The organism is Frisingicoccus sp. (assembly GCF_048388605.1).
Lineage (GTDB): Bacteria > Bacillota > Clostridia > Lachnospirales > Lachnospiraceae > Frisingicoccus.
Genome location: NZ_DBGCTU010000003.1, coordinates 1 through 26060 on the forward strand (window position 1 = coordinate 1; position 26060 = coordinate 26060).

The following is a 26060-nucleotide window of genomic DNA, read 5'->3' on the forward strand; positions in this document are numbered from 1 at the left end:
GAGGAGATGGTTGTCGTTAGCCATCTTTTTCTCTTTTTATAGAAAAATTTCAGGGAGGTATGTGACTCGGACGAGTCACATACCTCCCTGTTTAGAACTGTCTATTAACCGACAGCCCCTTTTGGTTATCTAAATTAGCCAACCGGTGTCGGCGCTGTCGGGTCAGCCGGTGTTGTTGGTGTTGTTGGTGTTGTCGGCGGTGTGATCGGAGGCTCCGTACTCGGAGTTGTTGTCGGCGGTGTTTCCGAATTCGTGCTTTCAACGGATTCGGTTTCCGGAGGACATTTACATGAAAAACTCGGTATCTGAGACCATGAACTGTACTCCTTATAGGAAGTTTCCTTTGAATTTTCATTGGCGATACCGCCGCAGACATTACAGATCGTCGCACCGACATGATCGTTGCAATAGCCGCTTGGCAGGGCCGATAAATCAAAGTATTCAGTGACTGCCGTACATACGGAGGTTCCGACAAGTTTTCCGGATTTGGAGCAGACTGTCCGTGTTCCGACGCTGTCCGGCACGGTGAAGGAAGTCGGTTCATAACCACATTCCGAATCAATCCGGCCCATGATTCTTCCCCATAAGATTTCATGTTCAGATTCACTTAACTGGCCTTCCATCGAATAAGCCTGATCGTAGCCAAGCCAGATTCCTGCGGTGAGATACGGAGTATAGCCGACAAACCACAGGTCCTTACTGTCGCTGGTTGTACCGGTTTTTCCGGCGATATCCATGCCATAATCCATTCCATATGCGACGGGACCGCCGGTACCCTGGGTAATAACATCTCTCATGGCGCTTGTCAGCAGGTAGGCCGTGGATTCTTTAATGACCTGCTCGCCTTCCGGATTCGTATTATCCAGAAGAACGTTGCCGTCGCGGTCGAGAACCTTTGAGTAGAAGACCGGCCGAACATATTTACCGCCGTTGGCGATGGCTGCATAGGCGCCGGTCATTTCCAGATTGGTGACGCCATAGGTCAAACCGCCGAGGGCGAAGGATTCTACATAATCGCTGTCCGTCAGCGTGGTGATGCCGAGCTTGCGGCAGTAATCGATCGCAAGATCCGGGCCGACATCTTCCACGAAGAATTTTGTTGTGACCACGTTCATGGACTGGGTGATGGCTTTACGCACCGTTGTCAGTCCCCAGTAACCGGAATACCAGTTGCTCGGCGTATAGCCGGACGGAGTCGTATAAGGCGCATCCATCGTTGAACTTGCCAGTGTCATTCCGGCGGCGTCAATTCCCGGGAGATAGCATCCGAGAATCTTGAAACAGGAACCCGGCTGGCGGGTGGCCTGAGTTTCACGGCTGAAGGACAAGCTTTCCTGCTTTTCATTACGGCCGCCGGCAATCGCCTTGACTTCACCTGTGTGCTGATCCATCAGTACAAAGGAGGACTGCATGGCGTACGGCTGATAGAAACTTTCGGCCAGGGTGTTTTCCTCGGTGATACCCAATGCTTCTTTATAATGATTGATATCGCCCCAGGCTTCATCCGCATTGTTGTAGATCAGCCTGAAGCTGGAATTTTCATTGTTCCAATACCAGTACTGCATGGTGAGCTGGTCGTAATTCGAGGTGCTTCCGTCTTCCTCAAGAACAGAACAGCGCCACTCAAGGCCGAGGGCATTATTGTAACCAAAGTTGGAGTCATCGCGGTATTCTTCATCCACGATATTCTGCATCTGATTGTCCTGGGCGAGATATACTTTTAAACCGCCGCCGTAAAGCTTATTGACGGCCTGCTCGGAGGTGTAGCCGAGTTTTTCCTCCAAATCCTGGAGAACCTGGCGGATAGCCGCATCTTCATAATAGGTGAACACGCGATGATTGTCACTCTGCTCTTCGGCGCGGGCGGCAATACGCTCATAAACATTGTCTGCCATAGCCTCGTCATATTCTGCCTGAGTCAGATAACCCTGCTCAAGCATATCGTTTAAAGTTTTATCCCGGCGCTCTTTATTTTCTTCCGGGTAGGATATCGGGTCGTACCAGGTCGGACTCTTGGCAATACCTGCCAGAACCGCCGCTTCCGAAGCGTTGACTTCCGAGCAGGATTTACCGAAGTATCTCTGGGAAGCCGCTTCAACACCATAGGTGGATGCCCCAAGGTTGATCGTATTCAGATAAGCTTCCAGAATCTGATCCTTGGACATGGTTTTTTCAAGTTCGAGGGCCAGATACTGTTCCTGAAATTTACGTTTAAATTTTAAAAGCAGTGAATCCTCATCACCGCCGCCAAAGACATTGATCTTTAAAAGCTGCTGAGTGATGGTACTTGCGCCTTCGGAAAAATCGCCGGAGGTAATGCCGACGAAGAAGGCCCGGACAATACCCTTCGGGTCAATACCGTTGTGTTCCCTGAAACGGGCGTCTTCCAAAGCGATAAAAGCATTCTGAAGAACTTCTGGTATTTCATTGATACTTTTTTGGATACGGTTTGTCTCCGGCTGATAGAGCTGAGTCAGAAGATTTCCATCTCTGTCATAAATAAAAGACTTATAGCCCTCAGGAATAACATCTTCCACACTGATCTGGGGGGCGCTGTCCAATACGCCCCGGAGTCCTCCGACGGCGGCAGCAATGCCCATGACGCCGACGGCGATCAGAGCGAAAATAAAAATGCGGAATATATTAAAACTGACTTTATGTTTGGCTTTAGGAATATCAGAACGTATATGTTTTTCTTTTTTCTGTGTTCCGTGTTTACTGTAGTCCATAAAATTTTAGCCTCCTTTACAAATGTACATTATAACAAAGATATGCAGTGAAAGCAAAGAAAATTTTGAATTATGGCCGATTTAATGGTACACTGTGTAGTATATTACATAAAATCGAAAGGATTTGAGCAGGATGGACAAAATTAAAATTGTTTATCGGGGCGGCGAGGGAGAGATCGTTGAAAAAAAATCCCGCTTTATAGCAACAGTATGCCCGATTCATTCGGAAGAAGACGCCGTAATATTTATAGAGAAGATAAAAAAGAAATACTGGGATGCCCGGCATAACTGTCACGCCTTTATTCTGGGAGAAAGAAATGAGATTTCCAGATGCAGCGATGACGGCGAACCGTCGGGGACGGCGGGAAAGCCGATGCTGGACGTGCTTCTGGGCGCCGGGCTGCATAATGTATGCGTGGTCGTAACACGGTATTTCGGCGGGACCCTTCTTGGAACGGGGGGACTGGTGAGGGCCTACAGTCAGGCGGTTCAGGCGGGACTGGAAAACAGTCTGATCGTGGAGAAAAAACTATGCCGTCGGATGAAAATTTATACAGATTATAACGGAATTGGGAAAATTCAGTATATTCTCGGGAAAAGTCCGGCAATTACCCTGAATACGGAATATACGGAAAGAGTAGTCGTGGAAATATTGATAGAAAAAGGGAATTTTGACAGCCTCTGTAAAGAAATTGTGGAAGCGACCAGTGGAAGGGCGGAACTGGAAATGTTGGATGAATGTTATTGTGCTGTGGCCGAAGGCGAAGTGATTATTTTTTAATGTATTTTTATACGAAAATACTTGCATTTTATAGCCTGTCCATGTATACTGAAGAATGTTAAATATTTAGAGAGTCAATTATCAGGAGGAGAGAAATTATGAAAAGAATGGTAAGTTTAGCATGCGTGCTGGCGCTGGCTGTATCGATGATGGCCGGCTGCGGCTCCAAAAAAGAAGAGACAAAGGCTGCAGAGACAACCGCGGAAACAACTGCGGAAACAACCGCAGAGACTGCCGGAGAGAGTGCAGCTGCCGGAGATTCCGGAAAACTGATCATGGCTACGGAAGCCGGATTTGCGCCATATGAATATACAGAAGATGGACAGACAGTTATCGGCGTGGATGTGGATATCGCCAATGAGATCGCAAAGGCGATGGGCAAAGAACTGGAAATCCAGAATATGACCTTTGACGGCGCGTTGCTGGCGGTACAGCAGGGTGTTGTTGACTTTGCGGCAGCAGGTATCTCCGTAACGCCGGCGCGTCAGGAAGAAATGGATTTCACCATTGAATACGCAACATCCAGACAGGTGGTTGTTGTTAAAAAGGATGCGGGCAAGCTTGCCTCTGTTGAAGATGTTCAGGCAGGCACGGTTGTCGGCGTTCAGACAGGGACAACAGCAGATTTCTATTGCGGTGATGAAGGATGTGAAGTAAAACAGTACGGCAAATACGCGGAAGCCGCCATGGAACTGAAGAATGATAAAATTGACTGTATCGTTATGGATTCCCTGCCTGCAGAACAGCTTGTCGCAGCCAATGATGATCTGGAAATCCTTGAAGGCGAGCTTTTCACAGATAAATATGCGATTGCCGTAAAGAAAGGCAACACTGAATTGCTGGATCAGATGAATGAAGTATTGCAGAAACTTGTAGATGAAGGTAAGGTTGACGAATTCACGATCAATCATACAACAAAATAAGATTGAGGTAACGGTGTGGGTAATTGGTTTATATCAGCATGGGAAAGAATAGAAAAGGCTTTTCTGGTAAGCGACCGTTATGTGGCTTATCTGGACGGTTTTAAGACAACTTTAATTATATCGCTTTTTGCGGTACTGCTTGGCGTGGCCGTCGGATTGATTTTGGCCGTGATCAAATATACGGCGAATCATGTGGAGAAAAATATCATATTGACATTTCTCAACTGGATAGCCAATATCTATATCGGTATTATCCGGGGAACTCCGGTTTATGTTCAGCTTCTTATCATTTATTTTATCATCTTTGCGAAGATGGATACATCGCCGATCGTTGCCGCGGTGCTCTGTTTCGGAATCAATTCCAGCGCCTATGTGGCTGAGATCATCCGTGCGGGCATTGAGGCCGTGGATGCCGGACAGATGGAGGCCGGCCGGTCCCTCGGACTGGGATGGGGGCAGACGATGGTCAGCATCATCATGCCGCAGGCCATTAAAAATATCCTTCCGGCCCTCGGCAACGAATTTATTGTATTGATCAAGGAGACGGCGATCGTCGGAACGATTGCCGTGCGGGATGTGACAAAGGCTGCTCAGAATGTGGGCGCGATCACCTATGATCTGCTGCCGCCTCTTCTGATCACCGCTGCCATGTATCTGGTGGTTGTTATCATTCTTACCAAGTTACTGGCAATATTTGAAAGGAGGCTGGCCCAGAGTGATAGACGTTAAGCATCTTGATAAAGCCTTTGGGGACAATCATGTTCTTAAGGATTTAAATGAACATATTGATCAGGGAGAAAAGGTCGTTATCGTTGGCCCTTCCGGTTCGGGCAAGAGTACATTCTTACGGTGCCTGAATTTAATGGAAAAACCAACCTCCGGACATATTGTTTTTGAGGGAAAGGATATCACGGAGGCAAAATCCAAAGAGGTCAATCAGATCCGGCAGAAGATGGGGATGGTATTTCAGCATTTTAATCTGTTCCCTCATTTGACGATTAGAGAGAATATCACGCTGGCGCCGATCAAGCTTAAGCTTATGACCCGGGAAGAGGCGGATAAAAAAGCGATGAAACTTTTGAAGCGGGTAGGGCTTGAGGATAAGGCTGACGCCTATCCGGCGCAGCTTTCCGGCGGACAAAAGCAGCGTATCGCCATTGTGCGAAGCCTGGCGATGAATCCGGAAGTCATGCTTTTTGATGAGCCGACTTCGGCGCTGGATCCGGAAATGGTCGGCGAGGTTTTGGATCTTATGAAGCAGCTGGCTGATGAGGGAATGACGATGGTGGTTGTTACTCATGAGATGGGATTTGCCCGGGAAGTCGCCTCCAGAGTTATGTTTATGGCTGACGGTTATATTCTTGAGCAGAATACACCGGAAGAATTTTTTGGGAATCCTCAGAATGACCGGTTGAAGGATTTCCTTTCCAAAGTATTATAATAAAAAATAAATCGCTGTATCAGAGATCATTAAAGTTCTGATGCAGCGATTTTTTTAGATGGACAGCCGGTTTTGTTTACGCCAGTCCCTCGGGGATATGCCGTAAATATTTTTAAAGGCCCTGGAAAAGTGAAGCTGGTTATCATAGCCGACGGCGGAACTGATGTCCCCGATGGACAGCTGGGTCAGCTTCAGCAGTTCGCAGGCCTTGATCATCCGATAGTTCAGCAAAAATTCCTGAGGCGATTTTCCGACGGCATTTTTAAATATTTTTCCGAAATAGCTGCGGTTCAGACCGCAGGTAGAGGCGATATCCTCTACAGAAATATCATTTTGAAAGTTCTGTTCGATAAATGACAGGGCTTCTTTAACATAGAAGTCCTGCAGTTTGCTGCCCTTGGGAACATTCGGAAGAGCGGCGGAACGGGTCATATAATCCATAAACAGGTAGAGATGGCCGATCAAATGAAACGGCGCCGCACTTTTATTATGGATAATATACATCATTTCTTTCATCATTTCTTCGCGCAGATCCTTGAATTTCGCATGGTATACGGGATGATCCATCGATATGCCCGCGATTTCAACGGCTTCTTTGACCCGGAGTCCGTCAAATTCCAGCCAGACATATTCCCATGGCAGATTCTGATCAGCGGTATAAGTTGTAACCTGACCGGGGAAGATCATAAAGCCCTGGCCGCTTTTGATCTGATAGACACGGGTGATCCCTTTACTGTCATCAGCCCGGAGTTCTCCGGTGCCGGAAATCACATAATGGAAGAGAAAATGATTTCGGGCTGCCGGGCCGAAGGAGTGGGATGGGGTGCATTTTTCCCAACCGAACTGGTAAAGACCGAGGTCCACAAAAGTTTCATTGGGAAAGATGGAAAAAATCCAGTTTTCCATAGGGAAGCCTCCTTTATAAATGGACGGATTGTTTGGGCTCTCTTACAATTATAACCTGAAATATACCAAAATGCTAGATGACTTTATTGATACTATAGAAAAATAGCATAAAGGTATATAAACCCATAAAAGGTGCTATTTAGCAGACGCATAATGGCATGTTATAATAAAATCAGCACAGATAAACAGCTTTTTCTTGAAAAGGAGAGAGGGAAAAATGAGAAGTAAGAAGCGATTAAGTGTCCTTCTGATTTCTGCGATTGCGGCATCGGCGTTGTTGACAGCCTGCGGCGGTGCCGATAAATCGGCAGATGGAAAGACCGTCATTGAGTTGGTTCATTACAAGCCGGAAGCGGTTGCGGTATTTGAACAATTGGAACAGCAATTTAATGAGACTCATGATGATATCCTGTTGAAGATCGAGTCGCCAAATGATGCGATGACCATCTTAAAGACACGGTTTACAAGGGAAGATTATCCGGATATCATCGGTATTGGGGGTGACATTAATTATTCCTATTTTGTGGATGCGGAAATCCTGGCAGATGTTTCGGATTACGCAGGACTTTCCACAATAAAATCCTCCTATGTAGATATTCTGGAGGGATTGGAGTTCGTTCCGACGGAGGGAACCTACGGTGTGCCTTATGTGGCAAATGCAGCGGGTATTCTTTATAACAGAGATATGTTTAAAGAGCACGGATGGGAAATCCCGGAAACATGGGATGAACTGATGGCGCTTTGCGAAGAGATCCAGGACGACGGAATGCTCCCGTTTTATTTCGGTTTTAAGGATACATGGACATGTCTGGCTCCATGGAATGCTCTGGCTGTCGATCTGGCCGATGCGGATATATGCAAGCAGGTCAACAGGGGCGAGGCGAATTTTACGGATGCTTATAGAGAAACGGCAGAGAAAATGCTGGAGCTCATAAAATACGGAGAGTCGGGACCTTTTGCCTACGGTTATAATGATGCGTGTACGGCTTTTGCCAATGGGGATTCAGCGATGTTTGCCATCGGAAGTTATGCGGTTCCTCAGATTAAATCCGTGAATCCGGATATGAATATCGATTCCTTTGTTATGCCGGGAAGTAATAATAAAGAGGAAAATGTTTTGAATTCAGGTGTGGATTTACAATTTTGTATTACAAGCGAATGTAAAAATAAGGAAGCTGCTTATGAAGTGCTGGATTTCCTCTTAGAACATGATAATGTACAGGCTTATCTGGATAACCAGAATGCGGTCCCTTGCAAAGATGAAGAATTTGAACTTGCATCGGAAGTTGACGGCATGAGGGAATATATTTCCGAAGGAAAAATGACAGATTATCAGGATCATTATTATCCGTCGGAAATGGCGGTGGACGCCCAGATTCAGACTTTGTTGATCGAACAGGATGTGGATGCGTTCCTGGCGAAATTTGATAAGGACTGGACACGGTATAATCGGGATATCATCCAAATGGTTAAAGATTACGAAGCCAAACACGGAGAATAATGTGAAAGGAGAGGGAACAATGAAAGATAAGAAAAAAATGAACGAAACAAAACGGGCGTTTTTGCTGATGACGATCCCGATACTTTTACTGTTTATTGGCTTTAATACGATTCCGTTGATCCGTGGTTTTATCTATAGTTTTACAAATTATAAAGGATATGGAAGTTACGACTGGGTCGGCCTTCGAAATTATATTGATCTGTTTCAGGATGCCCGTGTCGGGAAATCCTATCTGTTTACGATCAAGCTGGCCCTGGTGACGACGATTGTCGTGAATATTATCAGCCTGGTTCTGGCCCTTGGGCTGAACAGCAAGATTAAATTTAAAAGCGCTTTAAGAGGTTTCTATTTTATTCCTCAGATTTTGGGCGCATTGGTTGTCGGCTATATTTTCAATTACTTTTTTGCCTATATTCTGCCGGCATTTATGCAGATGCTCGGCGGCGACGGCACGAGTATATTGGCCAGCACAAAGTGGGCCTGGGTGGGAATTGTGATCGTATGTGCATGGCAGTCCATCGCGATGAACACGATCATCTACATATCAGGCCTGCAGACGGTACCGGAGGATGTTTATGAAGCCGGTGCTATTGACGGCGCTTCCGGATGGATCAAATTTAAAAAGTTAACTTTCCCGTTGATTCTTCCGTTCTTCAGTATTAATATGGTGCTGTGCATGAAGAATTTCCTGATGGTATTCGATCAGATCGTAGCGTTGACAAAGGGTGGTCCTGCCCAGAGTACAGAGTCTATTTCTTACTTGATTTATAACAATGGTATGGCGGGCGGACAGTTCGGCTTTCAGAGTGCGAACGCCGTTATCTTCTTTATCATGATCGTTATTATTTCTGTGGTGCAGATGACCGTTACAGGTAAGAAGGAGGAGCAGTTATAATGAAAAGAAAAAGTGATATAAACTGGCCGGTAACCATACTGTTGATCCTCGGATTGGTCACCATTATATTTCCTCTGTATATGACTGTTGTCATTGCTTTTAAGCAGCCGAGTGAAATGACAAACAGTATTTCAGGAATCTTATCTCTCCCGAAGAGCTGGAGCCTTGATAATTTTGCCGAGGCCATGCGGGTAACGGATTTCTGGCATTCATTATTGAACAGTGTGCTTGTTACGGGCGTTACCGTGGTTATTTCCATCGTGGTTCATTCGCTGATCGGTTATGCCATCGGCCGCAACAAGGCAAAGAGCAAATTTTATAAATTCGTATACTTATTCATCGTCAGCGGTATGTTCGTACCATTTGCCATTTTGATGATGCCTCTGGTCAAGCAGACAGCCCAGCTGGGAATTGCAAATATTGTTGGTGTTATTATTTGTTATGTGGTATTCTATATGCCGATGAATGTGTTATTATATTCAGGATATCTGACAAATATTCCGGTAGCGCTGGAAGAAGCGGCGCGGGTGGACGGTGCGAGCACCTGGACGACCTATTGGCGTATTATTTTTCCGATCATGAAACCAATGCATGCCACGGTTGCCGTACTGACGGCATTGGGAACGTGGAATGACGTTATGACGCCGTTGGTCATCATGTCCGGCAGCGGCATGAATACATTGCCGCTGGCTCAGATGACATTCCAAACCCAGTTCGGAGCAAATTACAATCTTGCGTTTGCTTCTTACTTATTGGCGTTGCTGCCGTTGTTGATTTTCTATCTGATTTGTCAGAAACAGATTTTGAACGGCGTCGTAAACGGTGCTGTAAAGTAATAGAAGGAGTGGCAACATGGCAATACTTTTTGAGAGTGACAAAAATATTTTTACGATTCATACGGATAACTCAACCTATCAGATGCAGGTGGATAAATATGGATTTCTGCTGCACCTGTATTATGGAAGAAGAACGGAAGGGACAATGGATTATCTGCTGACCTATGCGGACCGGGGATTCTCGGGAAACCCATATGATGTGGGCCCGGATCGGACCTATTCCATGGATGCTCTGCCTCAGGAATTTCCATGTCAGGGGAACGGGGATTTTCGAAGCCCCGCCATATCTGTAAAGAATGGGGACGGTTCCTATGGCTGTGATTTGAGATATCAGGGTTATGAAATTAAAAAAGGAAAATATGGGATCAAAGGATTGCCAGCAGTGTATGCCGACGAAACAGAAGCGGAGACACTGGAGATTCTTTTGGAGGATACGGTGACAAAGCTTCAGGTGGTTCTTTTATACGGCGTGCTTCCGGAATGTGATGTGATCACACGCAGTGCCCGGATCATCAATGCCGGAGAGGACAGCCTGCATTTAGAAAAAGTCCAGAGTGCCTGTCTCGATTTTGTGACAGGAAATTATGATATCATCAGTTTTTACGGTCGTCATGCGATGGAACGCAATTTTCAGAGAATACCTGTATCTCACGGCTCTTTTAAGATCGGAAGCCGCCGGGGAACTTCCAGTCATCAGTATAATCCGCTGATGATTCTGGCCCGCCCGGATACAAATGAAGATTTCGGCGGTTGTTATGCCCTTTCCTTTGTGTACAGCGGCAGCTTTCAGGGAGAAGCGGAGATGGATCAGTATCATCAGATCCGGGTGCTTCTGGGGCTGCAGGAAGAGCAGTTTTCCTATCCGTTGGGAGCGGGAGATACCTTTTATGTCCCGGAGACCATTCTCACCTACAGCAGTCAGGGACTTGGAAGGTTATCCCGGAATCTCCACAGATGCTGTCGGAAACATTTGTGCCGGGGAAAATATAAAGAGGCGGCCCGTCCGATCCTTGTCAACAGCTGGGAAGCGGCTTATTACCATTTCGACGGCAGGATGCTTTATGATCTGGCAGCTTCCGCGGCGGATCTCGGTATTGAGATGCTGGTGATGGATGACGGATGGTTTGGGAAGCGAAATGATGATAACAGCAGTCTGGGCGACTGGGTTGTCAATGAAGAAAAGTTAGGAGAACCTTTAAAAGATTTTATAGAAAAAATTAATCAACTCGGGATGAAATTCGGAATCTGGTTTGAGCCGGAATGTGTCAATGAGGACAGCGATCTGTTTCGAACCCATCCGGACTGGGCCCTTCGGATGCCGGGCAGGAAACCGGTTATGGGGCGGAATCAGTTGATCCTGGATTTTACGAGAAAAGAAGTTGTGGATGCTATTTTTGATCAGGTCTGCCGGGTGCTTGATCAGGGGAATATCGAGTATCTGAAATGGGATATGAACCGAAGCATGAGTGATATGTATTCGGCAGCTTCCGGGGAGCAGGGGCGGATAGCCTATGATTATATGATCGGCCTTTATGATTTCCTGGAGCGGCTCATGGCCCGTTATCCGAATCTTCTGATCGAGGGCTGCAGCGGCGGCGGCGGACGTTTTGACGCGGGAATGTTGTATTATACGCCGCAGATCTGGTGCAGCGATAATACGGATGCCCTGGACCGGCTTCGGATCCAGTATGGGACTTCCTTTGGTTATCCGGCCGGGACGGTCGGCTCCCATGTTTCCGTGTCGCCGAATGAGCAGACAGGCCGTATCACTTCGCTGGAAACCCGGGGGATCGTGGCGATGGCGGGAGTGTTCGGCTATGAAATGAGTTTTGCCGATCTGACCGAAAAAGAGAAAGATATCATCCGGGAACAGATCAAAAAGTATCGCAGCTATGCACCGCTTGTGCAGAATGGTCTTTATTACCGGTTGAGCAATCCATTTGAGGATGAATTGGCTGCCTGGGAATTTGTATCTGAGGACGGTGCGGAAGTGTTGGCCAGTGTTGTTATGCTTGAGATTCACGGCAATATGACCGCCAGTTATGTACGGTTCAAGGGGCTGGAAAGCGGAAGATTCTATCAGGAACAGGAGAGCGGACGCATTTATGGTGCGGATGCTCTGATGGAGGTTGGACTTCCGCTGCCTCTTAAATGCGGAGAGTATCAGGCGTATCAATATTATTTTAAGCAGGTGAGATGATCATGGAAGAAAAATGGTGGAAAAAGGCAGTTGTCTACCAAATATACCCGAAAAGTTTTCAGGACAGCAACGGTGACGGTATCGGAGATTTAAACGGCATTATCCGCCGTTTGGATTATCTGGAAAGGCTTGGGGTGGATGCCGTCTGGCTTTCACCGGTGTACCGGTCGCCGCAGGATGATAACGGATATGACATTTCGGATTATCAGGATATAGACCCGATGTTCGGAAGCCTGGAGGATATGGAACAGCTGATCCGGGAGGCAAAAAAACATCATATCGGAATCATCATGGATTTGGTGGTGAATCATTCTTCGGATGAGCACCGCTGGTTTTTGGAGGCCAGGAAAAGCCGGGAGAATCCCTATCATGATTACTATGTGTGGAGAGACGGCGAAGAGGGACATCCGCCGAATGACATGAAAGCCTGTTTCGGAGGTTCCGCCTGGGAGTGGTGCCCGGAAGTTGAACAGTTTTATTTTCATCAGTTTTCAGTGAAGCAGCCGGATTTAAACTGGGAGAATCCGAAGGTGCGCCGGGAAATTTATGAGATGATCCGGTGGTGGATCGATAAAGGGGTATGCGGTTTCCGCATGGATGTGATGGATCAGATCGCAAAGGAACCGGACAGAAAGATTACGGCGAATGGGCCGAGACTTCATGAGTTTTTGCGGGAAATGAGCCGGGAGACCTTCAGAGGCCGGGATCTGATCACGGTTGGCGAAGCCTGGGGCGCAACGCCGGAACTGGCGAAGCTGTACAGCAATCCGGATGACAGTGAATTTTCCATGGTCTTTCAGTTTGAACACATTGGGCTGGACCAGGAAGAAGGAAAAGAAAAATGGGATCTGGCACCATTGCCATTCCTTAAATTAAAAGAAATAATTCAACGATGGCAGACAGAATTATACGGCTGCGGCTGGAACAGTCTTTTCTGGGATAATCATGATCTGCCCCGCATCGTATCCCGATGGGGGAACGATGGAAAATACCGTGTGGAATCGGCAAAAATGCTGGCTATCCTTCTGCACGGTATGCAGGGGACGCCTTATATCTATCAGGGAGAAGAACTGGGAATGACCAACGTCTCTTATGCCATCGAAGAATACAGAGATATTGAAACACGAAATATGTACCGGGAGCGGCTTGAAAAGGGATATGATGAAGCAGATATTATGGCTTCCATACACGCAAAAAGCCGGGACAATGCCCGGACGCCGATGCAGTGGGATACTTCGGAAAATGCAGGATTTACCAGGGGAACTCCGTGGATAAATGTCAATCCGAATTATAAAACGATCAATGCGGAGAGCCAGATCTGTGATGAGAATTCCGTATTTGCCTGCTATCAGAAATTAATCCGGCTGCGAAAGACTTACGATGTGTTTATTGACGGTACATTTCGTTTGCTGCTGGAGGAAGATGAAGATTTCTTTGCTTACCGGCGGGAAAATGGATCGGATCGGCTTCTTGTTATATGTAACTTTTTCGGCCGCAGCCGGACATGTCCGCTGAAACCGGAATGGGAGCATATGGAGCTTTTGATCGGAAATTACAGTTCCGCTGAGACACCGGAAATCTTCCGGCCTTATGAAGCCAGAATGTACATTTCAAGAAAATAGAATGATAACGGGAGGTATGTATCATGGCAAGTATTACTTTTAAAAATGTAGAAAAAACATATGATAATGGAGTAACTGTTGTTCCGGATCTGAATCTGGAGATTAAAGATAAAGAATTCGTTGTGCTTGTCGGCCCATCCGGCTGCGGAAAATCCACGACCCTTCGGATGATCGCCGGACTGGAAAGCGTATCCAAAGGAGAGCTTCTTATTGGCGACCGCGTTGTCAATGATGTATCTCCAAAGGAAAGAAATATTGCGATGGTATTTCAGAATTACGCTTTATACCCGCATATGACGGTTCGCAAGAACATGGCTTTCGCTTTGGAACTGAGTAAAGTCCCTCAGGCCGAAATCGACAAGAAGGTTAATGAAGCCGCTAAAATCCTTGGATTGGAGCCATATCTTGACCGCAAGCCGAGGGCATTATCCGGCGGTCAGCGCCAGCGTGTTGCTCTTGGACGTGCGATGGTTCGTGATCCGGAAGTATTTCTTCTGGATGAGCCGTTATCCAATCTGGATGCAAAGCTGCGTACCGAGATGCGGAGTCAGATCGCCGCGCTCCATAAACGTCTGCAGACAACCTTTGTTTATGTGACCCATGATCAGACGGAAGCCATGACAATGGGCGATCGAATCGTTGTTATGAAAGACGGATATATTCAGCAGGTAGATACACCTCAGAATCTTTACAATTATCCGTGCAATATGTTTGTTGCCGGGTTCATCGGCTCTCCTCAGATGAACTTCCTGAATGTCCGCGTGGAAAAAGAGGGTGACGGTGTTGTCCTTGTTTACGGAAACAGTCGTATTCCAATGAAGAATAAAGAACTGTCTGCCTATGTCGGCAAAGAAGTTGTCATGGGTATCCGCCCGGAAGATATTCATGTGGAGGCAGCGGATCCTGCAGCGGATAAATCGGCTGCTGTGGACAGCCACGTGGATATGACGGAACTTATGGGTTCTGAAATTTATCTGTATTTGAAAGCCAATGGACAGAAACTGGTGGCACGGGTTCCCGCTTATGTCAATGTAAGAGCGGAAGATGATATCCGTGTGGGATTTGATGCAGAGAAAATCCATGTTTTTGATAAAGAAACAGAAGAAGTTATCTGTCAGTAAGGCGAAGGGAAGCCGGACTTGCCTGGTCTGGCTTCCTTTGTGAGAAAAACGATGGTTGGGAGAAGAGAAAATGAGCAAAACAGCAGATGCGTTTGAGACCAGATTTCGCGGCCATTTGGATGAATTGAAATGGCTTTATATGGAATTGTATGAAAATGAGACAATGTTCGCTGAATTGTGCAGTGAAATGCGCCGCTTTTATGAGGCGAGAAATAAGAATTTAAAAAAACTTGATCTGGAAAGAGAGGCACAGCCGAGCTGGTATAAGAAAAATGACATGCTCGGCATGATGTTTTATATAGATAATTTTGCGGGAAATATGAAGGGTATCCGGGATAAGCTGGACTATCTCGAAAAGTGTAATGTCAATTACATTCATCTGATGCCTTTTCTGGATACGGTGGACGGCCGTTCCGACGGCGGATATGCGGTGGCCGATTTTCGAAGAGTTAAGGAAGAACTTGGCACGATGGAGGACCTGGAGGCTTTGACGGCGGCCTGCCATGAGAAAAAAATGAATATTTGTATGGATTTTGTTATGAATCATACATCGGAGGATCATGAATGGGCGAAAAAAGCCCGGAAGGGTGACGAAGAGTATCAAAGCCGGTATTTCTTTTTTGATGATTTTACAGTGCCCGCGATTTATGAAAATACGGTGCCGCAGGTATTTCCGACGACCGCACCGGGAAATTTCACCTGGCTGCCGGATACGGGGAAATATGTAATGACGACATTTTACCCTTATCAATGGGATCTGAATTATCGAAATCCGAGAGTATTTAATGAAATGATGTATAACTTCCTGTTTCTGGCAAATAAGGGAATTGATATCTTCCGCATTGACGCGGTGCCTTATATCTGGAAGGAATTATATACGTCCTGCAGAAATCTTCCTCAGGTGCATACGATTGTCCGTATGATGCGGATGATCAGCGAGATCGTCTGCCCGGGAATTTTACTTCTCGGTGAGGTGGTCATGGAGCCGGAAAAGGTCGTTCCTTATTTTGGAACTGTAGAGAAACCGGAATGTCATATGCTTTATAATGTTACAACGATGGCGACGACCTGGCATACGGTGGCGACCCGGAGCACACGGCTGTTAAAGCAGCAGCTGGATATTGTAAACAGGCTGCCGAAGGAATATGTTTTTCTCAATTATCTGCGGTGTCATGATGATATCGGCTGGGGACTGGATTACGCATCCCTGATGCAGGAGGGGCTTGCCGAGCGATCCCACAAACAGTATCTGAACGACTATTTTCAGGGCTTTGCGGGGATGAGCAACAGCCGCGGAGAACTTTATAATGCGGACCCGGTTACCGGTGATGCCCGCTTCTGCGGTACGACGGCATCTATGTGCGGCATTGAGAAGGCTCTTTCTGAGCAGGATAGTCAGGCGGTTGAAAAAGCGGTTCAGCTGGATGTGATGCTGCACGCCTATATGTTTATGCAGTCGGGGATTCCGGTCATCTACGGCGGTGATGAAATCGGCCGGTTAAATGATTATACTTATAAAAATAACCCGAATAAGGCGGCAGATTCCCGATATATCCATCGGGGCTCCATGGACTGGAAAGCAGCGGCCCAAATCGATGATACATCCACTGTGGCGGGGAAGATATTCAGCCGGTTGGACCGGTTGGAAAAAATCCGAAGGTCCGAGAAAGTATTTATGGCGGATGCGGATACATGGACATTGGATACATGGGATGAAAGTACTTTATGTATTGGAAGATATTATGAAGGAGATAAACTTCTCGGCTTGTTTAATTTCAGTGAATATGATAAGATGGTGTGGATTAATGAAACCGATGGCATGTATGTGGATATGATCTCCGGCCGCCCGATGAAGGCTTCCGGCGTTCCTATTCCGGCCTACGGGTTCTACTATTTAAAAAAAGAAAATGAGCCGGGAGGAGATAAGGTTGAAAACCTATGATGTGACAGCGTTAGGAGAATTATTGATTGATTTTACGGAAAATGGCTTCAGCAGCCAGGGAAATCCGGTATTTGAGGCAAATCCGGGCGGGGCGCCGTGTAATGTGCTTGCCATGCTGAACCGTCTCGGGCATAAGACGGCCTTTATCGGAAAAATCGGAAAAGATATGTTTGGCGACCGGTTGGAATCAGCTCTGGAAGAAGTGGGGATTGATACGCGGGGACTTAAACGGGATGAAACCGTTCATACGACCCTTGCGTTTGTTCATACGCTGGCTGACGGTGACAGGGAGTTTTCATTTTATCGCAATCCGGGGGCGGATATGATGCTCTCTGAGGCGGATATTGATGAAGATTTGATCGCTTCCAGCAAAATTTTTCATTTCGGTTCTCTGTCTATGACAGATGAAACCTGTCGGAAGGCAACGCGCAGGGCAATTCAGATCGCGGAAGAATCCGGCGCTCTCATGTCCTTTGATCCGAATCTCAGAGAACCTCTCTGGAAGTCGCTTTCCGAGGCAAAGAAGGAGATTTTATATGGCATGGAACACTGTCATGTTTTAAAGATATCCGATAATGAAATCCAGTGGCTGACGGGGCTTGAGGATTTTGATGAGGGCATCCGTATGCTGCAGCAGAGATTTCATATTCCTTTGATCTTGCTCTCCCTTGGAAAAGAGGGCAGCCGTGCCTACACAAATAATTTCTCTGTTTTCAGGGCGGCCTACAGTCAGGAACACACAATAGAGACGACAGGCGCGGGAGATACATTCTGCGGTTGTATCCTCCATTATATTTTAACCCATGGATGGAAAGAATACGACGAAAAAGAATTGGGTGAAATGCTCAGTTTTGCCAATGCGGCGGCATCGATCATCACAACAAGAAAGGGCGCGCTTCGCGTCATGCCGCGAAAGGAAGAAATTTTATGTCTCTGCAATTAAGTGGTGAACCCTATTCTGAATATGTAAAATATATGCGGCTTGGGAAGAAGGAAAAAGAGGAACTGCCTGTTCTTGATGATTATATTGAGAAAAATCATGTGATGACCGTCGGAGAGGTGTCCCTCGGCCTGGTTCAGATTCCGATGGAACAGATCGCGGGTACAAAAAATTCCGGGAGAGGCGTGTCTTTCAGCAGGAGTTTTTATCCGATTTTGTCTGAGAAATCGGAGTTTGCCCAGAAATGGATGTCTTTATATAAAGCCCATATTGAAGAGGGAATCCGGGAGCCGATCAAGGCTTATGAGTTCATGAACAGATTTTATGTGGAGGAAGGCAATAAGCGGGTCAGCGTTCTCAAATGCGTAGGCGCTGTCGCCGTTCCGGGGATGGTCACCCGGATTCTGCCGGCGAGAACCGGGGAAAAGGAAAATCGAATATATTATGAATTTGTTGATTTTTACCGCCTGTCCGAGCTGAATGACCTTTGCTTTTCCGAGGTGGGAAGTTATGCTAAACTTCAGCGGCTTGTCGGAAAGCGGCCGGATGAAAAGTGGAGCGATGAAGACCGGATGAGTTTTCATTCCCTTCGCCTAAGATTTAAATCCATTTATGAAGAAAAAGAGAAAAACCATCCGGGGAAAACAGCGGACGACGCTTTACTGGCATTTCTCAAGGTATATGATTATTCGGAGCTTTTAAATCTCAGTATATCTGAGTTAAAGGCAAAGATTCTGAAATCCCGGGAGGAATTAAAACTCAGAGAGGGCAGTGTCCCGGAATTGAGTATGTCCCCGGAGGTGAAGGTCGGAAAAAAGATTGATATCCTTGCCCATCTTCTTCCGATCAGCGCCTCAAAGCTGAATATCGCTTTTATTCATGAGAAAACGGCGGAAACATCGGCCTGGACTTATGCCCATGAACTGGGTCGTCAGCATTTGCAGAAAGCTTTTTCGGATGAAATCCGTACGTCCTGCTATGACGGGGCTTCAGAGGAAAATATCGGGCAGATCATTGAAAAGAGCATTGCGGATGGAAATAATCTGATTTTTACCACATCGCCGCCTCTTTTGAAGGGAAGCTTAAAGGCCGCCATTGAACATCCGGAAGTGAAGATATTGAATTGTTCCCTGAATACATCCCATAAATACATACGAACCTATTATGCGCGGATGTATGAGGCAAAGTTTTTGATGGGGGCCATCGCCGGGGCCATGACGGAAAATGATAAGGTGGGCTATCTGGCGGATTATCCGATCTATGGGATGACAGCCAACATCAATGCTTTTGCGCTGGGAGCTAAAATGGTGAATCCACGGGCTAAAATATATCTGGAATGGACGACCTTAAAGGGCCATGATCCCTTTGAAACCTTCAGGAAGCAGGAAATTTCTTATATTTCCGGTCAGGATATGATTACGCCGAAGCTGGCGTCCAGGCATTTTGGATTATATTGGGACGGCGGGGATTATCCGGTAAATCTGGCTATGCCTGTGTGGCATTGGGGTAAATTTTATGAGCAGTTGATCCGCAGATTGATGAAGGGCGCCTGGAAAGAGGATGAAATATCCGATGAGACCCGCGGGTTAAATTACTGGTGGGGAATGTCCGCCGGGGCAGTTGAGGTGATCTGTTCCAAACATTTGCCGATCGGTACGGCACGGTTGATCGAATTGCTTAAAAATACCATTTCTTCCGGTGATTTCAATCCGTTTTCCGGAGTATTATATTCCCAGGAAGGTGTTGTTCAGAGAGATATGGACCGGACATTTTCTCCGGAGGAAATTGTAACGATGGACTGGCTGGCGGAAAATGTGGTCGGCTATATTCCGGCAATGGAAGAGTTGGTCGAAAAGGCAAAACCGGTAGTTTCCACTCAGGGCTTTGAGGGAAAGGCCTGAATGAAGATTTGAAAATTATCATTTAAATATTGCAAAAAAGAACCGTTTCCGGGGTTTGAGTCTCGATTTCCGAGGGTCAGGCCGGGAACGGTTCTTCTTTTAATCAAACATTTTTAAAATCTGAGCTTTTGGCATTGCGCCGATGATTTTATTGACGATTTCACCGTTTTTCATGGCGACAAGTGTCGGAACGCTCATTACCTGGAAGCTTCTTGCCAGATCCAGATTTCTGTCCACATCCAGTTTGCATACTTTAATGTCCGGGCGCTCATTGGCAATCTCATCAACCACCGGGGAGACCATCTTGCAAGGTCCGCACCATGTGGCAAAGAAATCGATGAGAACCGGTTTATCAGATTCAATGACTTCCTTTTGGTAATTTTCCTGGGTCAATTCAATAACAGCCATAATACTACTCCTTTCTTTTATCCTAATTTCCCCCGGCGGGCATCCTTTCATGCATATCCGGGAAAAACAGGTTGTCTTAATCAGAATATCACATTCGCGGGGAAAAAGACAGTCCATTTTTAAAAATGCTAATTGAAAATAAATATCAAATATCGTATCATAAGTAGTGAGTTAAAGACATACAAAGGGGTTGAAAAGATGGAGTACGTAACACTCGGAAAAACGGGATTAATAATCTCCCGCATGGGCTTCGGAGGTATTCCGATCCAGCGGATCGATGCGGCGGGTACAAAAAAATTAATGCAGAGGATGGCGGAAGAAGGTATCAATTATATTGATTCGGCCAGAGGCTATACAGTCAGCGAGAGCTTTATCGGGGAAGGGATTGAAGGTATGAGAGATAAATTCATACTGGCGACAAAAAGCATGTCCCGCACCCGGGAAGCCATGGCAAAGGATATAGAGATAAGTTTAAATAATTTTCGTACAAACTATATTGATCTATACCAGGTCCATAATCCGAATATGGAGCAGCTTGAGCAGGTGATCGGGCCGGACGGTGCGCTGGAGGCCCTGCTGGAAGCCAAGGCGGCCGGTAAAATCGGACATCTGGGTCTCACGGCCCATTCTCTTGAAGTTTTTGAAAAGGCTCTTGAGATGGATTGGGTGGAGACGATCATGTTCCCGTATAATATTGTGGAGAGGCAGGGCGAAGAACTGATACATAAATGCCGGGAGAAAAATATCGGTTTTATCGATATGAAGCCGCTGGCCGGCGGCGCGATCGAGGATGGCCGTCTGGCGCTGCGTTTCGTCTGCGCCAACCCGGATGTGACCGTCGTTATTCCGGGCATGTATGATGTTTCTGAGATTGAAAAGAACAGGGAAGCCGTTGAGGATACAAGGCCGCTGACAGAAGAAGAACTGGCGGCGATGGAACAGGTCCGCAAACAGCTCGGCACGAATTTCTGCCGCCGCTGCAATTACTGTCAGCCGTGTACGGCGGGAATCAACATTTCCGGCTGCTTCCTTTTCCAGGGATATCTGGACCGCTATGGTCTCGGCGATTGGGCAAAGGAACGTTATGCGGCTATGCCGGTAAAGGCCGGCGCCTGTGTGGACTGCGGTGCCTGTGAGACCCGCTGCCCATACAATCTGCCGATCCGTGACATGCTCAAAAAATGTGCGGAAGAATTTGGTGAATAAAAGCCCTTAAAAAGGGCGGCGGACACCGCAGGTGGACGATTTCGCAGCTGTTCGGGCGGGGCCGTGAAAAGTAACTAAAAGTTAAAAAAAGGTCAGTTGAAAAAAAGTTGAAAAAGATGTCCGGGATTGCAGAAAAAATCTTGTTATCCCGGACATTTTATGGTACAATATATGCGTTGTAAATAATATCATAATTTGGGGCATTGGTGCAGTGGGAGCACGCCACACTGGCAGTGTGGAGGTCAGGGGTTCAAGTCCCCTATGCTCCATTTGAAAAAGTCTTGATCTTCAAGGCTTTTTTCAGTTTTTGGCATAAGTTAAGCCGTCCTGCCGGACGACTGTTTCTTATTTGTTTGCTGAGTTTTCAAAGGGACAAATACAAAAGCCGAAGAGGTGAATCTTCGGCTTTTAAGAGGGGATAATGTTATTTTACTTCTTTGCTTTTGTTATTCGGTATGATTATATAATACACATAAAATGTGAAGAAAATGTGTTCAACAAATTAAAAGACTATAAAAAGGATTAGGGAAAGATAAAGAATCTATCAAAAGAAATGTTTTATGATATACTGTGAACAGAATATATGTGAAGGGAACCAAAATGGGAATGGAAGATAAAAAAAGAGATAACAACGATTTAAAAACGATTCCCGGCGTAGGGAAAAACATAGAGCAGCATTTGCGTCATATCGGAATTGAAACCATTGAGGATTTAAAGGGGAAGGACCCGGAAGAATTATATGTAAAGGACTGTCTGTTTAAAGGCTTTCAGGAGGACCGGTGTATTTTGTATGTTTTCCGGCTGGCCGTCTATTATGCAGAGCATGAAACGCATGAGCCGGAAAAGCTGAAATGGTGGTATTGGAAAGATAAAACATATACACCTCAATCAAATCAATAAAAATTCTTTGGATTGAAATAAATGCTTTAATGTGATAAAATCTAATTATCATATTAAGGAGGAGTTTACGATGAAAAAACGGATTTTATGTGTTGTTTCGACAGCAATCTTAGTTTTGTCTCTGGCGGCATGCGGAGGTAAAGAAGCGAAGGAAACAAAAGAAACAAAGGATGAAAAAGCATCTGAAAGCGTCGAAGAAACCGAGGAGGCAGATGAAAAAGACGAAAAAGATGCAGAAGATGCCAAGAAAAAAGAAGAGGCAAAGAAAAAGGAGAAGTCAGAGCAGCCGGGAGAATTTGAAGAAATAACGGCTGTTGATGATGAAAACTGCTGCATTAAGATCACCGGATTAGATATGGAAGGGGAGTATGGGCCTGAATTAAAAATATATATTGAAAACAAATCAGAGGATAAAACCTATACGGTTTCAATAGAACATGCATCAATCAACGGAATTCAGGCGGATTCATTTATCTATATGGGTGCGGAAGTCGCTGCTCAGAAAAAGTCGAATGAAACGATTGAAATTGATGAAGATTATTTGGAAGCATATGATATCGATAAACTTACGGACATTCGATTACAGTTCGATGTATTTGAGTCGGAGAGCTGGGAGGATGTCGCAGGTGCTGATGTCCATGTATATCCTTACGGTGAAGAGAATGCAGAGGCCTATGTCAGAGAAGCAAAAGAGACGGATAAGGTTCTCATTGATAATGAGTTTGTAAAGGTTACAGCAATTGGCGCTGAAATGGATGAAGAGTATGGCTGTTATGATCTGAATTTATATGTGGAAAACAAGACAGATAATCAGGTGATGTTTGATGCTGAGAACGTTTCAATTAACGGTTATATGATAGAGGCGTACTGGGCGGTGGTGCTTAATCCTAAAACTGTCGGATTCAGTACAATGTCATGGTATTCGGATGAGTTGGAGGAAAATGATATTTCCGAGGTTGAGGAAATTGAATTTGAATTGGACGCATATGATTATGACAATTATGAAGATTATGCTAAAGAAACGGTAGTGGTAAATCCATAAACAGAAGATATTTGTAAGGGAGAAGCTGTGTAAAAGGCAGCTTCTCCCTTTAGCATTTTTGAATATAAAAAAAGCAGGGTACGGGAGTCGAACCCGCCTCCGCGGCTTGGGAAGCCGCTGTATTACCGATATACTAACCCTGCACGGTGTTATTATTATAGCACCTTTTTTTTATTCTTTCAAGACATTTACAAAAGTTATGATATGAATTATAATTCAATTTGACCATATAAAAATACTCATTTGAAAATAATTTGGAATGGTCAGATTGGAGGCCGGAGAGACAATGCTTACTTATTCTTTTGTTGATTTAGGGTCAGACAGTTTGTACGAGTATCTGTATAAATGTATAAAAAATGATATTATGAACGGAAAATTAAAGTCCGGGGATAAATTGCCGTCAAAGCGGAGCTTTGCCAAAAATCTTGATATAAGTACGATCACCGTGGAAAATGCCTATGCGCAGCTGATGGCTGAGGGCTATATTTATTCTCTGCCGAAACGGGGGTATTTTGTTTCCGAAGTGAAGACGTTTTCGGAGAAGCAGCCGGAGAAAGTCCGCCGATTGCCGGAAAAGCCAAGGGAAGAGAGCTGCTTTGCCGATTTTATAAGCAATCGGACAAGTCATGCCAATTTTCCTTTTTCAATCTGGGCAAAATTAACGAGGGAGGTTTTATCCGGGGAGGATTCAACATTGCTCCTTCCGCCGCCGGCCGGTGGAATTATGGAATTGAGAAAGGCTATTGCCGATCATTTATACCAGTTCCGGGGCATCGGTGTATCGCCGGAGCAGATTATTATCGGGGCGGGAACCGAATATTTATATGGCCTGCTTATTCAGCTTTTTGGCAATAAAGCAGTTTATGCGATTGAAGATCCGGGATATCAGAAGATTGCTCAGATTTATACGAGTCACGGGGTGGACTTATGCTATATACCGATGGATGAGAACGGAGTATGTACGGGGGTGCTTGAAGCTTCCGGGGCAGATATCCTTCATTTGTCGCCTTCCCATCATTTTCCGACGGGAAGAGTGACGCCAATCAGCCGCCGCTATGAATTGCTTGGATGGGCTTCTAAAAGCGACAGGCGATATATTATCGAGGATGATTATGACAGTGAATTTCGTCTGCTTGGCCGCCCGATTCCGGCCCTGCAGAGCATCGACGTGATGGATAAGGTGATTTACATGAATACCTTCAGCAAAAGTCTTTCTTCCACGATTCGAATCAGCTATATGGTGCTGCCGCAGAAACTTTTAAAGGAGTTTTATGAGAAACTTGGATTTTATTCCTGCACAGTTTCTAATTTTGAGCAGTACACGCTGGCCCGGTTCATCTCGGGGGGATATTTTGAAAAGCATATTAATCGGATGCGCAATTACTATCGGAATCAGAGAGATATTTTGCTGGAAAGCATACGAAAGAGTCCTTTGGCGGGACAGATAAAAATTAAAGAAGAAAATTCCGGCCTGCATTTTCTGATGGAGCTGCAGACAGAGATGCCGGATACCTTGCTGGAAGAGAAGGCCGGGCGGATGGGGCTTCGGATTTCTTGTTTGTCCAGATATTATCATCGGCCGGAGCAGGCGAAGCAGCATGTGATCGTTTTGAATTATTCAGGCATAGACAGGGAGAAAATGGGGGAGGCTATAGAAATCCTTGAGCGCTGTGTTAATGGAAACGATTGAAATGGGGCAGATTCCGGAATTCTATGGATATCCAATGTTGACGTAATGTCCGTTCCATGTTATGATTAGTAGTAATTAAAACTATGTGTGGAGGAAATAAAAATGGACTATCGCATTATTGGAGACAGCTGTCTGGATTTGACACCGGAGATGAAAGAGGAAGGCAAGATTAAAATCGTTCCTTTGACATTGCAGGTGGATAGTGTGGAATTTGTTGACGACGATTCATTTGACCAGAAAAAATTCATAAAGGCTGTGGCAGATTTTGACGGATGTCCGAAATCCAGTTGTCCATCGCCGGAAGACTATAAAAAAGCCTATGGGGAGGATGAAGTGACGGCTTTTTGTATTACACTGTCCGCTGAATTAAGCGGTTCTTATAACAGCGCTGTGCTCGGCCAGCGGTTGATTGAAGAAAAATTCCCGAATAAAAAAGTTTATGTGTTTAATTCCCGCTCTGCCTGTATCGGAGAGACGTTGATCGCTCTGAAGATCCAGGAATACGCGGAGAAGGGCGCCGGCTTTGAAGAGATTGTAGAGCAGGTGGAGGCCTATATCAGTCGGAGGCATACACTGTTTGTCCTGGAGAATCTGGACCATCTTCGGAAGAATGGCCGGTTGACAGGCATGAAGGCAACGCTTGTCAGCGTATTGAATATCAAGCCGGTGATGATGGGAACGCCGGAAGGAACGATCGAGCAGTGCGCTATGGGGCGGGGGACAAAAAAAGCATTGAAAAAGATGGTTGAGGAAGTTGGAAACCGGGTATCTGATTTTGAAGATCGCGTATTTGGCATTTCCCATTGCAACTGTCCGGAGAGAGCTCAGTATGTTAAGGAAGAGATAGAAAAACGTTATCCGTTCCAAAGGATCATTGTTGCGGATACGGCAGGTGTGGGAACGTTATATGCCAATGACGGCGGTATCGTTATCGCATTTTAACAGAGTATTAAAACAGAGAAGTCTGAAAATAATTTCGGGCTTCTTTTTTTTGAGAAGAATTACCACAAAATCCCAAATTTAACTTGACAAAAACTATCCAGTTTGATAGTATAGAACCATAAAGAAAGAACAAG

Annotated in this window: 21 protein-coding genes and 2 tRNA genes; 19 read left to right on the forward strand and 4 right to left on the reverse strand. The window is 45.8% G+C overall.

Annotation, left to right across the window (positions count from 1 at the left end; genetic code table 11):
* Positions 1–134: 134 nt before the first annotated feature.
* The gene (locus ACMN7X_RS00400; RefSeq protein WP_418745537.1) at positions 135–2729 is read right to left on the reverse strand and encodes a transglycosylase domain-containing protein; all 2595 of its coding nucleotides are present in this window, start codon (positions 2727–2729) and stop codon (positions 135–137) included.
* A gap of 133 nt (positions 2730–2862) precedes the next feature.
* On the opposite strand from ACMN7X_RS00400, the gene ACMN7X_RS00405 reads away from it, so the two are divergent.
* The 4 genes from ACMN7X_RS00405 (at position 2863) to ACMN7X_RS00420 (ending at position 5874) form a co-directional block, all read left to right on the forward strand.
* Positions 2863–3510: a YigZ family protein gene (locus ACMN7X_RS00405; protein WP_418745538.1), complete on the forward strand. Its 648-nt coding sequence runs from the start codon at positions 2863–2865 to the stop codon at positions 3508–3510.
* A 98-nt stretch (positions 3511–3608) separates the two neighbouring features.
* Positions 3609–4433 carry an ABC transporter substrate-binding protein gene (locus tag ACMN7X_RS00410; RefSeq protein ID WP_418745539.1) on the forward strand — a complete coding sequence of 275 codons (825 nt, stop codon included), beginning with the start codon at positions 3609–3611 and terminating at the stop codon, positions 4431–4433.
* A gap of 15 nt (positions 4434–4448) precedes the next feature.
* A complete protein-coding gene (locus tag ACMN7X_RS00415; protein ID WP_418745540.1) occupies positions 4449–5162 on the forward strand; it encodes an amino acid ABC transporter permease in 714 nt (237 codons plus the stop codon).
* Positions 5149–5874 (forward strand): amino acid ABC transporter ATP-binding protein, encoded by a 726-nt coding sequence (locus tag ACMN7X_RS00420; protein WP_418745541.1) that lies wholly within the window; start codon positions 5149–5151, stop codon positions 5872–5874. The genes ACMN7X_RS00415 and ACMN7X_RS00420 overlap by 14 nt, the downstream gene beginning before the upstream one ends.
* Positions 5875–5928: 54 nt before the next feature.
* Here the strand turns inward: ACMN7X_RS00420 and ACMN7X_RS00425 are convergent, their stop codons facing one another.
* Entirely contained in the window at positions 5929–6780 is an 852-nt protein-coding gene (locus tag ACMN7X_RS00425; RefSeq protein ID WP_418745542.1) for an AraC family transcriptional regulator, read from the reverse strand.
* A gap of 217 nt (positions 6781–6997) precedes the next feature.
* Between ACMN7X_RS00425 and ACMN7X_RS00430 the strand changes: the two genes are divergently transcribed.
* The 9 genes from ACMN7X_RS00430 to ACMN7X_RS00470 all read left to right on the forward strand — a co-directional run bounded on the left by ACMN7X_RS00430 (position 6998) and on the right by ACMN7X_RS00470 (position 19738).
* Positions 6998–8281, forward strand: a complete 1284-nt coding sequence (locus ACMN7X_RS00430) for an ABC transporter substrate-binding protein (RefSeq protein WP_418745543.1) — start codon at positions 6998–7000, stop codon at positions 8279–8281.
* Positions 8282–8300: 19 nt separating this feature from the next.
* Positions 8301–9176, forward strand: a complete 876-nt coding sequence (locus tag ACMN7X_RS00435) for a carbohydrate ABC transporter permease (protein WP_418745544.1) — start codon at positions 8301–8303, stop codon at positions 9174–9176.
* Positions 9176–10012 (forward strand): carbohydrate ABC transporter permease, encoded by an 837-nt coding sequence (locus ACMN7X_RS00440; protein ID WP_418745545.1) that lies wholly within the window; start codon positions 9176–9178, stop codon positions 10010–10012. The genes ACMN7X_RS00435 and ACMN7X_RS00440 overlap by 1 nt, the downstream gene beginning before the upstream one ends.
* 16 nt (positions 10013–10028) lie before the next feature.
* Entirely contained in the window at positions 10029–12212 is a 2184-nt protein-coding gene (locus tag ACMN7X_RS00445; RefSeq protein ID WP_418745546.1) for an alpha-galactosidase, read from the forward strand.
* A gap of 2 nt (positions 12213–12214) precedes the next feature.
* Positions 12215–13834, forward strand: a complete 1620-nt coding sequence (locus ACMN7X_RS00450; protein ID WP_418745547.1) for a glycoside hydrolase family 13 protein — start codon at positions 12215–12217, stop codon at positions 13832–13834.
* Between the two features lie 23 nt (positions 13835–13857).
* Positions 13858–14955, forward strand: a complete 1098-nt coding sequence (locus ACMN7X_RS00455; protein WP_418745548.1) for an ABC transporter ATP-binding protein — start codon at positions 13858–13860, stop codon at positions 14953–14955.
* A gap of 70 nt (positions 14956–15025) precedes the next feature.
* Positions 15026–16897 carry an alpha-amylase family protein gene (locus tag ACMN7X_RS00460; protein WP_418745549.1) on the forward strand — a complete coding sequence of 624 codons (1872 nt, stop codon included), beginning with the start codon at positions 15026–15028 and terminating at the stop codon, positions 16895–16897.
* Positions 16863–17840, forward strand: a complete 978-nt coding sequence (locus ACMN7X_RS00465) for a carbohydrate kinase family protein (protein WP_418745550.1) — start codon at positions 16863–16865, stop codon at positions 17838–17840. Before ACMN7X_RS00460 ends, ACMN7X_RS00465 begins: the two co-directional genes overlap by 35 nt.
* Complete coding sequence (locus tag ACMN7X_RS00470; RefSeq protein ID WP_418745551.1) at positions 17825–19738, forward strand: BMP family ABC transporter substrate-binding protein; 1914 nt, start codon at positions 17825–17827, stop codon at positions 19736–19738. Before ACMN7X_RS00465 ends, ACMN7X_RS00470 begins: the two co-directional genes overlap by 16 nt.
* A 99-nt stretch (positions 19739–19837) precedes the next feature.
* Here the strand turns inward: ACMN7X_RS00470 and trxA are convergent, their stop codons facing one another.
* Positions 19838–20146: a thioredoxin gene (gene trxA / locus ACMN7X_RS00475; RefSeq protein WP_418745552.1), complete on the reverse strand. Its 309-nt coding sequence runs from the start codon at positions 20144–20146 to the stop codon at positions 19838–19840.
* Positions 20147–20344: 198 nt separating this feature from the next.
* Between trxA and ACMN7X_RS00480 the strand changes: the two genes are divergently transcribed.
* From ACMN7X_RS00480 to ACMN7X_RS00495, 4 genes are all read left to right on the forward strand, one after another.
* Positions 20345–21352 carry an aldo/keto reductase gene (locus ACMN7X_RS00480; protein WP_418745553.1) on the forward strand — a complete coding sequence of 336 codons (1008 nt, stop codon included), beginning with the start codon at positions 20345–20347 and terminating at the stop codon, positions 21350–21352.
* Positions 21353–21549: 197 nt separating this feature from the next.
* Positions 21550–21621, forward strand: a tRNA-Ala gene (locus ACMN7X_RS00485).
* A 331-nt stretch (positions 21622–21952) separates the two neighbouring features.
* A complete protein-coding gene (locus ACMN7X_RS00490; RefSeq protein ID WP_418745554.1) occupies positions 21953–22252 on the forward strand; it encodes a helix-hairpin-helix domain-containing protein in 300 nt (99 codons plus the stop codon).
* A 70-nt stretch (positions 22253–22322) separates the two neighbouring features.
* Complete coding sequence (locus ACMN7X_RS00495) at positions 22323–23294, forward strand: hypothetical protein (protein ID WP_418745555.1); 972 nt, start codon at positions 22323–22325, stop codon at positions 23292–23294.
* Positions 23295–23366: 72 nt separating this feature from the next.
* Here ACMN7X_RS00495 and ACMN7X_RS00500 read toward each other — a convergent pair.
* Positions 23367–23437 (reverse strand) — tRNA-Gly (locus tag ACMN7X_RS00500).
* 143 nt (positions 23438–23580) lie between these two features.
* On the opposite strand from ACMN7X_RS00500, the gene ACMN7X_RS00505 reads away from it, so the two are divergent.
* Positions 23581–24984: a PLP-dependent aminotransferase family protein gene (locus tag ACMN7X_RS00505; protein WP_418745556.1), complete on the forward strand. Its 1404-nt coding sequence runs from the start codon at positions 23581–23583 to the stop codon at positions 24982–24984.
* 102 nt (positions 24985–25086) lie between these two features.
* Positions 25087–25926: a DegV family protein gene (locus ACMN7X_RS00510; RefSeq protein ID WP_418745557.1), complete on the forward strand. Its 840-nt coding sequence runs from the start codon at positions 25087–25089 to the stop codon at positions 25924–25926.
* Positions 25927–26060: the final 134 nt, after the last annotated feature.

Excerpts from the sequence above, each read along its gene's own strand:
- ACMN7X_RS00435 (WP_418745544.1), top strand. The coding sequence starts at position 8,301 with ATGAAAGATAAGAAAAAAATGAACGAAACAAAACGGGCGTTTTTGCTG.
- ACMN7X_RS00495 (WP_418745555.1), top strand. The coding sequence starts at position 22,323 with ATGAAAAAACGGATTTTATGTGTTGTTTCGACAGCAATCTTAGTTTTG.
- ACMN7X_RS00400 (WP_418745537.1), bottom strand. The coding sequence starts at position 2,729 with ATGGACTACAGTAAACACGGAACACAGAAAAAAGAAAAACATATACGT.
- ACMN7X_RS00440 (WP_418745545.1), top strand. The coding sequence starts at position 9,176 with ATGAAAAGAAAAAGTGATATAAACTGGCCGGTAACCATACTGTTGATC.
- ACMN7X_RS00445 (WP_418745546.1), top strand. The coding sequence starts at position 10,029 with ATGGCAATACTTTTTGAGAGTGACAAAAATATTTTTACGATTCATACG.
- ACMN7X_RS00480 (WP_418745553.1), top strand. The coding sequence starts at position 20,345 with ATGGAGTACGTAACACTCGGAAAAACGGGATTAATAATCTCCCGCATG.
- ACMN7X_RS00510 (WP_418745557.1), top strand. The coding sequence starts at position 25,087 with ATGGACTATCGCATTATTGGAGACAGCTGTCTGGATTTGACACCGGAG.
- ACMN7X_RS00505 (WP_418745556.1), top strand. The coding sequence starts at position 23,581 with ATGCTTACTTATTCTTTTGTTGATTTAGGGTCAGACAGTTTGTACGAG.
- ACMN7X_RS00425 (WP_418745542.1), bottom strand. The coding sequence starts at position 6,780 with ATGGAAAACTGGATTTTTTCCATCTTTCCCAATGAAACTTTTGTGGAC.
- ACMN7X_RS00470 (WP_418745551.1), top strand. The coding sequence starts at position 17,825 with ATGTCTCTGCAATTAAGTGGTGAACCCTATTCTGAATATGTAAAATAT.
- ACMN7X_RS00450 (WP_418745547.1), top strand. The coding sequence starts at position 12,215 with ATGGAAGAAAAATGGTGGAAAAAGGCAGTTGTCTACCAAATATACCCG.
- ACMN7X_RS00455 (WP_418745548.1), top strand. The coding sequence starts at position 13,858 with ATGGCAAGTATTACTTTTAAAAATGTAGAAAAAACATATGATAATGGA.
- ACMN7X_RS00465 (WP_418745550.1), top strand. The coding sequence starts at position 16,863 with ATGAGCCGGGAGGAGATAAGGTTGAAAACCTATGATGTGACAGCGTTA.
- ACMN7X_RS00430 (WP_418745543.1), top strand. The coding sequence starts at position 6,998 with ATGAGAAGTAAGAAGCGATTAAGTGTCCTTCTGATTTCTGCGATTGCG.
- ACMN7X_RS00410 (WP_418745539.1), top strand. The coding sequence starts at position 3,609 with ATGAAAAGAATGGTAAGTTTAGCATGCGTGCTGGCGCTGGCTGTATCG.
- trxA (WP_418745552.1), bottom strand. The coding sequence starts at position 20,146 with ATGGCTGTTATTGAATTGACCCAGGAAAATTACCAAAAGGAAGTCATT.
- ACMN7X_RS00405 (WP_418745538.1), top strand. The coding sequence starts at position 2,863 with ATGGACAAAATTAAAATTGTTTATCGGGGCGGCGAGGGAGAGATCGTT.
- ACMN7X_RS00460 (WP_418745549.1), top strand. The coding sequence starts at position 15,026 with ATGAGCAAAACAGCAGATGCGTTTGAGACCAGATTTCGCGGCCATTTG.
- ACMN7X_RS00490 (WP_418745554.1), top strand. The coding sequence starts at position 21,953 with ATGGGAATGGAAGATAAAAAAAGAGATAACAACGATTTAAAAACGATT.